This window comes from Maribacter sp., assembly GCF_049667165.1.
In the GTDB taxonomy this organism is placed as follows: Bacteria; Bacteroidota; Bacteroidia; order Flavobacteriales; family Flavobacteriaceae; genus Maribacter_A.
The window spans coordinates 1-8,307 of the sequence record NZ_JBATHS010000200.1 but is presented as its reverse complement, the minus strand read 5'-3'; the positions used below and the strand labels follow the sequence as shown (position 1 = coordinate 8,307).

Here is an 8,307-nt window from a genome sequence, read left to right as displayed (position 1 = left end):
TCAAAATTAAAACTTAAAAAGGGTTGCCAGTTGGCAACCCTTTTTAAGTTTTAATTTTGAGCTTGGTCGAATACCCGCATTATCAATAATTATTGCTTATTCCACGCTAAATTTCAATTGGACTAATCATTCTGCATTAATCGCAATTACACTTTGATTTTCACTCTGTTCTTTGTTCTTTAATCCATGTACAAAATACATGTCCATCATTCCTTTATTTTTTACATGTATCTGTCCCCTATGCTCACATTTGTAAGTGTCCTTGATCAACAGATAGGTGCTTTCTGAAACGTTTACTTTACCTGGCTCTGACATAGATTCCATACGGGAAGCAACATTTACGGCATCTCCCCATATATCGTAAGCGAACTTTCTGGTCCCTACAACCCCAGCTACTACAGGGCCTGTATTAATTCCAATTCGAATATCAATATTCATTATACCACCTGTGGTATTTTTTTTGGCATCTTCCATAATTTGGGCTATTTCGAAACCAGCTTGTACCATTTTAAGGTGATGGTCTTCTGTAGGAAAAGGCAAGCCACCGGCGCACATATAGGCATCCCCGATTGTTTTTATTTTTTCCAGACCATATTTATCCATAACCGCATCGAATTTAGAGAAGAAGTAATCCACTGCCTGCACCAGCTCTTCCGGTGACAAGGACTCTGAGTAACGGGTAAACCCTTTGAAATCGGTAAACATAACAGTTACCGATTCAAATTTCTTGGCTTGCACCTTTCCGTGTTCCTTTAGTTCCAGGGCAGTTTCATCCGGAAGTATATTCCGCAACAAATTCTCAGAACGGTTTTTCTCGTTTTCAATGATCTTATTGGTTTTCTTAATATACCGGTATCTATTTAAGGCACCCATGGCCAGGACAAAAAGCACCACCAACGAAGCTACCGTGCCATAGATTACATATTTTTGCCTTTTTGCCTGTAATTCAGTGATAACCGCTTCTTTTTCCAAAAGCCCAATTTCATCCTGTTTCTTATCCAGTTCAAAATCAAACTGCAGTCCACGGATCTTATCATCAGTTTTAATATTGAAAATAGAATCTTTTAATTCCAGGTATTTATTCTGGTAGGCATAAGCATTTTTATAATCCCCCGCAGCATCATAAGCTAAAGCCATTCCTTGATAAATATCCCTAAGCTCTTCATTGGTCTCTATCTCAATCGCCAGATGCTCTGCAGTTTTATATACCTCAAGGGCCTTTTTTGGATTGCTATTTTTATAGGTATTGCCCAACGCCAAAAGTGTCCGAACTTGATCTAATGGCTGGTTGGAATCCTTGGCCGTTTGATACGCCATGTGAAAAAATTCAATGGCTTTCTGTACATTCCCTATTTGGCGTTCTTCTTTTCCAATGCTCGTCAGAATATGGGCGTAATCCGGCGTGTCCTTATTGATTATTAAAGCTTCTTTATAATATTTTAATGCATTTTCATGGTCATTTTTTTTACTATAGACCTCCCCCAAACCCCATAAATAGGCAGATTGAAGTTGTATGCTATTTAAATCTGCTAAATAGGGTTCAACTTGTTTGTAATAGTCTAAAGCCTTGTCGTAGTCATTAGTTTGGCTGAAAACTGATCCGATATTAAGCAAGGCAGTGGTAACTCTTACTGGGTCTTGTAACTTTTCTGAGAGACTAAGGGACTTTAAATAGTAATCTAAGGCTTTAGCAAGACTACCTTGATCGTAATAGACCCCCCCTAAGTTACTGGACAAATTGGCAATCCCCAAGGTGTCTTGAATGGCCTCAAAAGTCTGCATAGATTGGGTCCAATTCTCCAGAACCTCTTTATACTTGCCTTGATAATACTCGGCTATTCCTTTATGCTTAAGAGCATAGGCTTTACCTTTTTTAAACCCTAATGCATCAGCAAGGGTAATGGCCTGATCGGCATAGGTCTTGGCCTGGTCCAATTCGTCGATTTGAATCAATTCAAGACTTAATGTATTCAAGGCATCGACCTTTGTGGTGTCTTGAAGCCTTGTTTGTACACTATTCTTTAAACTATCGATTCGGGTGTTTTGACCCCATAAGGAACCTGATACCAATAATAACAGCGATGTCACCATCAAAATGTAGGTTCTTTTTTTATAGTCGATCATAGGCATTCCATTATTACTACTCTTTTACCACACTAAATACTTGTACGTCATCATTATTGCTTAAACGGATAAAATACATTCCCTCCTTAAGGCCACTCATGTCTATTGAGTGCGTGGTGGGAGCAATCGTACCGTCTAGCGTTGTATTGCTAAGCGATGTAATTAGCATACCATATAAATCAAAGACATCCAGAGTGACCATCGCCGAAATATCCTGTTCAATATACAAAATACCGTTCACAGGGTTGGGGTACAAAATGTAAGATGAGATCCCACTGTCATTGGTGGTATTGTTAGAATCACATTTGTTTGATTTTGAATTGACCCTGGAGGTAGTTGAACTTTTATGATTACTATCCATGCTGGTAAGTTCCCATTTTAGGGTAGTTCCATCAAAACGAATTTCAAAAGTGTGCTCGCCGGGTAAAAATTTAATGGGCAGTTCCCCACTGTTTTGTGCCGGACCTGTCAATCGATTTTCTGGCCCTACCAATATATAAATGGCCTCATCGTTCGGGTTCACATACCTGAAATGGGCAATATAAAACAAGCCGTCTGGGTCTCCAGGATTATCTTCCACGCAATCCGTGTAGGTGCGAATCTTACGAAGGTTATTGATCGGGTTAATATAGACGGTCCCGATACGGTTGTATTCAATCACATAATTCTGTGGTTCCATGATCTTGATGAAATAGACCCCAGTGGCTCCTGGTGTATACGGATTGCCCTCCACATCTTCTATACTGTATTGGAGACCCATAGGGAATACCTCTTCCTCCGTCTCGTTATACACATACCCCGTAATGCTAGCTGTTATGGCAGCGGTATCAATGGTTGCTCCTTGATCAATCACTAGATCTCCTATTTCTGCAGTGAGCCTGGCCTCAATTACTGACAATGTGCTCAAATTTCCATATTCAATGACATAACTATGCGGTTCCCTGATTCTAATAAAGTAACTACCCAATTCGAACTGTGCTCCAACTTCAAACTCATTATTTTCCGCATCTACAAAATAATAGGGGATTCCAATTGGAAAAACACTTTCTGAAGTCTCATCATATGCATAGCCGTCAATAACCGAGATGATATCATCAGAAGTTAGTATTTGACCATAATTAATTTCCATGGGGTCGGCACTAAAGGTCAGGGTCTTCTTGAAAATCTCTAGTGACCCAACACGTTCATATTCGACACTATAATTTTGTGGCGCCTTGATTCTAATTTCATAGGTGCCAACATTAAGAAGCTCTCCAAGTTCAAACTCCTGGCCACTATCCATAACATCCACAAAATAAAAGGGGATTCCATCTGGGAAAACGGTTTCTGACGTTTCTTCATACACATATCCATCAATAATCGCGTTGATATCCTCAATGGTAAGGGTGGTGCCGTAGATAATTTCCAGATCTTCAATAGCAGCCGTTAAAGTAGCCGGGCTTACCGTGATATTGGCAGAGCCGTATTCAATACTAAAGTTATTTGAAAGGTTGGAAAGGAAAGCCCCTGGAAAAATCAATGAGGGTTCTTCCCCTACGTTAACATCAAGGCCTGTTAACAGGTTGGCAGCATAGACCTTATCAACAGTTCGTTCTTCTTCTCCTTCAGGGGTGCCGTCTTCAAAATCCACTACGGCGAATATAGAAGCAAAATCTTCAAATCCATTTTGGTTTAAGATTCCAGTTCCATTTATCACAGCCCTAGATTTATTGCTAATTGGATCATATAACTCAATCTGGTCATTTAAAAGATCTTGACCATTTATTACGGCCCTCGATTTATTTATGACTGCTCTTGACTTATTGCCAATGGGCTCTATATCAAAATAATTAATGAAATTTTGCTCATCCAAATCGAGTAAATTCATTTTACTTGTCTCACTATTAATAACCGCCCTTGATTTATTTTGGATAACTCTTTCACTGGCAAACCAACTTCCACCATTCAATAAATCCAAAATTTGTTCTTGATTTATAACTGCCCTGCTTTTGTTTATCAAAATCAGCGTATTCTCTTCAAAGAAGTCATCATTATGCGCATTTATAATGGTTTGTAGAAAAAGGTCCCCATCTTCTATACCATCGTTTATGAAATCATAATTCAATTGTACATTCACCGCATCTCCATAGGTAATCTCTTGGGATTCTGGAGTGATGGCCAAATCTTTTTTGGTGACGCGTAAGAGTCCGTTCACGAAGTTTATCAGGTACCCATCCAAATTTGCAAGTTGCTCTGCGGTGGCGTATGTCATATCAAATTCGGGGGTAATGGTATAATTCGTTACGTCTGGAAAGGGAGCACGAGCGTCTGCAGGGGATGCCAATTTAATTGGCGGGAGTTCATCACCAAATTCAATTCCCTCCGGAAGCCCATCTGCAGTATAGCTAAATTGATAGGATTGTCCATATTCTATAGCTAAAGTATCTGCATATATCTTCACAGCAATTCTTCCGTCTTCAATAATGGGTAAGGGGTTGGAGTTGCCACCATCATCACCAGTATCGGTGATACTAATGGTATTGATCAAGGCATTAGGGTTCCCGACAAAGGGAGGTACCATAACTACGATTTCTGTGTCGTCACTCGAAATTATTTCCAATTCTATTTGACTGTCGCCCTCGCCTAGGAATACTTTGGGCTCTTCTGGAATATACTTTCCGATCAGCGTTACCTGCACAGGCACTATACTGAGGCTGTCCTTTTTTTCTTCTGGCACTTCAATCTTCGTTAATATGGCAGTCTGTCTAGCTATTTTTTGCAGTGCCGCAACAGCATTTATAAGCCCTATTCCGGACTGTTCGGGGATGCCCGATGGTATGGCTGCACTTTTCAATAATGCCAGGGCCTGGTCTCCCAGTACATTGGAAGTGTCCTCTACCACCAAGCCTAAATCAGCTATCAAGTCTTGCGGCAAACCACCTGGATACCACGTTGGTATGGCCGACATCAATAAACCAAAGGTCGCAGCAGCATGAGGTGCAGCGGCTGAGGTGCCAAAGAAGTTGTTAAACCCATTACCATCAGTATCGGTACCAAAATTGGTGATGTTATTTATGTCCACCCCATCTGGGGCAGAAATGTCAACCTTAAGTGCCACATTGTTTGAGAGTACACCGGCATAGGAAGAGAAAGCCTCCGGTGATGGATTCTGCGCTAGTCCGTGGAATACGGCCCCTACGGTTACAGCAGCATCTGTCATCGCGTGTCCGCTGACGGTTGGGGCCCCAACTTCATACTCCAAATACTCTAGACCATTAGACTTAAAGACAATATATCGAAAGGCTAAATTAGCCGGAGCCGGCCCGTTGGCACTTGTGATCATTATATTGGCAGTAGCGTTGGTGGTAGCCTGAAATAGCATGGCCTCAACTGAATCTCCCAATTCGTTATCGCGATTGGTATCCACTATTTTTTCACCAGTATCCGTAATCAAATAAATGTCCAGATCAGTAGGAGTGGTATTATTAAAATTCTGAGATGCCTGAGGTTCATCCCATTGCAGAACAAACATGTAAGTACCTGGCTCTAAACTAATTTTATTACTAATATCCTGGCTGCCGTCAGGGTTGGTTCCAAAAACGTGGGCAACTGTACCTGCGACGAGAAAATCTGGCACAACGGAGGAACTTGAGTTCGTAAAAACGCCTTGCTGCGCATTGTCGGCGAAATTTCCTGAAGAGGTTACATAGGCCCTGCCGGGTTTATCTGTAAAATCCTTGATTGCCTCTGCAATTTCTCCATCTCCAAAAAATGGTTCCAGAGGGTAGGTAACGTCGTCGGTTATGATCATATAGTCATCATTGGACATAATTTCAATACCTAATGCCAAATCTCGCGGAGACAAGACTCCTGTATAGAATCCAAGCTTGGCCCCAGGTGCCACATCGTGTATGATTTGCATCATGGCGCGACCTTCGTCTGAACCCTTACCAGGTAAGTCTTTTATAATATCTACCGGGGTTAAATTTCCTTCGTCATTTTCTAACCCTGGCAAATCACTTTGGTCGACATCTAAATCGGCTTCTCCTGGGTTAACTTTGTCATAACTATCCGAAATGACCCCTATTTTTATTCCACGACCATCTACCGGTATGCGGCTCCCATCTTCCTCCCTGCCAGCACTAAAAGATTCGCGCACATCATTTGTCAACATAGCTGCATCTCCCTGTGAGTCAACGGTACCTGCAGCAAGACTTGGTAGATATAAAGGTCTTGCAAAATTGATTATAGTATCAATGGTACCATCTCCATAATCATTCAATTCCAATAACCTATTGATGGGAAAATATACATCAATGGTCGCATATTTAGCTTCGATAATGGCTGGGTCTACAATAAAGTGGGACAAAGTTCTTCCAAAACCTGTTGGTTCAGCAAGCTGGAGCAGATCTAACACAGCCTGTATATTACCGCTTGCCGGTACGATTTCTATGAGCACCTCCTCCTCTGTGTTGAGTTGGAAAATTAATTCCGAAGGTAAATCCCCGGCAGTATTCGTGCCCAAAGCAGTTAACTCAGATCCAATTGGGGTATATATTTTTCCTACGCCCCCGTATACAGGACAAACTATACAGGCTTCCTCACATACAGGAGAATCTGCAGCAGCTCTAATTTTGGTCTCTGAATTCCCGTTTTGAACTATAGTCCATTTGGCGTGCCCATTTCCATTAAATACAACTGAAAAAGCCTTTTCCACCGTACCTGGTTCAAAGGTATTTAGGACATTAAATTTTTCCACTCCTTGGTATTCACTGTCGTCTATTTTATCGCTTAAATAGACATAACTATCCCCTTCAGGAAGAATAATTTCATTGTCATTGGGGTTGGTATACCCAAACCACGCTTTAGTCAGCCCATTTTCCATTTCCTGGACACAGATAGAAAGGGAAATATCTTGGTTATTCCCTTTGGGACCTCCTTTTCCTTTTCCTTTTTGGGCATACCCAACTAGTATAAAAAATAGAGAAAATAGCATTGCTAAATGCAATCGCCAGTTGGCACTATTTGTAGTTTGTATTGGGCTATGGGTCCGATTACTTACATAGTAGTTGTGTTTCATAACCTTCAGTTAGTTAGTTTCTCTTTAATTTTGTTAAAATGGTTGTGTCGCAACCATTTTAGCCTTCATCGTAAATTGCTTTCGATACTGTAGTACAATGATATTTCTATCATCAATTGATACAAGGGTGCTTTTTTAATATTCTAATCATAAAAAGTCAGCGGGGGGAGTGACTTAACATAAGTAAAATCAGATGATTATTCATTCAAAAACCGCAAATAACAATTGGCTATTAAAGAGCGACTTTCAATGAATTAAATCTGTTCCTAAAAATTCGGGGAGAATCAATACTAATTAAATTTACTGATAATAAATCTAATTTTTTGATGAATCTCTAAAATTACGAGGTAATGGGGGAAGAATGTAGGCGTTTTCGTATAATATTACGCCTTTTTTGTAAGTTTTTCTCGACCAGGCAACGTCTAAGACTTTATTTTAAATCTCAAGAAAATTCTGAATCGCCACATCATAACTATGTAAACCAAAGCCTAGAATAACGCCTTTTGCCAATGGTGAGATATAAGAAACGTGCCTAAAGTCTTCCCAACCAAAGGCATTTGAAATATGCACTTCAACAACCGCTGTAGTAACTCCTTTTATGGCATCACCAATGCCAATGGAAGTATGGGTGTAGGCCCCGGCGTTTATGATAATAACGTCATAGGAATATCCTACCTCCTGTATTTTATCAATAAGTTCCCCCTCTTTGTTCGATTGATACTATTCCAACTGAACATTTTTGAACATGGCTTTTATTTGTTCAAAATAGGCTTCAAAAGTGTTGTTTCCCTAAACTTCCGGTTCTCTTTTCCCTAAAAGGTTAAGGTTTGGGCCATTAATAACAAGCATTTTCATTTACTGGTTTTTGAACGGTCATTTACACTGAATGGGTTCATTTAAAATTCACTTGAATCATATAACCCCCACAGCCAACAACCTACATCTATTGATGAAAATAGGGAATTGCTGGGCATAAAAAAAGGGAAGCTTTTCCACTCCCCTATAGTTTTATCCATTTTATTTTTCCTTGTGAAAAGGCCAAGCCGCGAGACCACCTTCCAAAACCTTTACATTGGTATACCCATGGGCCTTCAATAGTACGGCGGCCTCATAGCCTCTTAGGG

General features: G+C 40.4%; 2 protein-coding genes and 1 pseudogene. All 3 read right to left on the bottom strand.

All coding sequences use genetic code 11. The annotated features are described in order from the left end of the window. Positions 1–126 precede the first annotated feature (126 nt). The 3 genes and pseudogenes from WBM98_RS10145 to WBM98_RS10135 all read right to left on the bottom strand — a co-directional run bounded on the left by WBM98_RS10145 (position 127) and on the right by WBM98_RS10135 (position 8,038). Entirely contained in the window at positions 127–2,124 is a 1,998-nt protein-coding gene (locus WBM98_RS10145; RefSeq protein ID WP_424365908.1) for an adenylate/guanylate cyclase domain-containing protein, read from the bottom strand. Positions 2,125–2,140: 16 nt separating this feature from the next. Further along, complete coding sequence (locus tag WBM98_RS10140) at positions 2,141–7,183, bottom strand: S8 family serine peptidase (RefSeq protein WP_424365907.1); 5,043 nt, start codon at positions 7,181–7,183, stop codon at positions 2,141–2,143. A 435-nt stretch (positions 7,184–7,618) separates the two neighbouring features. Then, a pseudogene (locus tag WBM98_RS10135) lies at positions 7,619–8,038 on the bottom strand (type II 3-dehydroquinate dehydratase). Positions 8,039–8,307 lie beyond the last annotated feature (269 nt).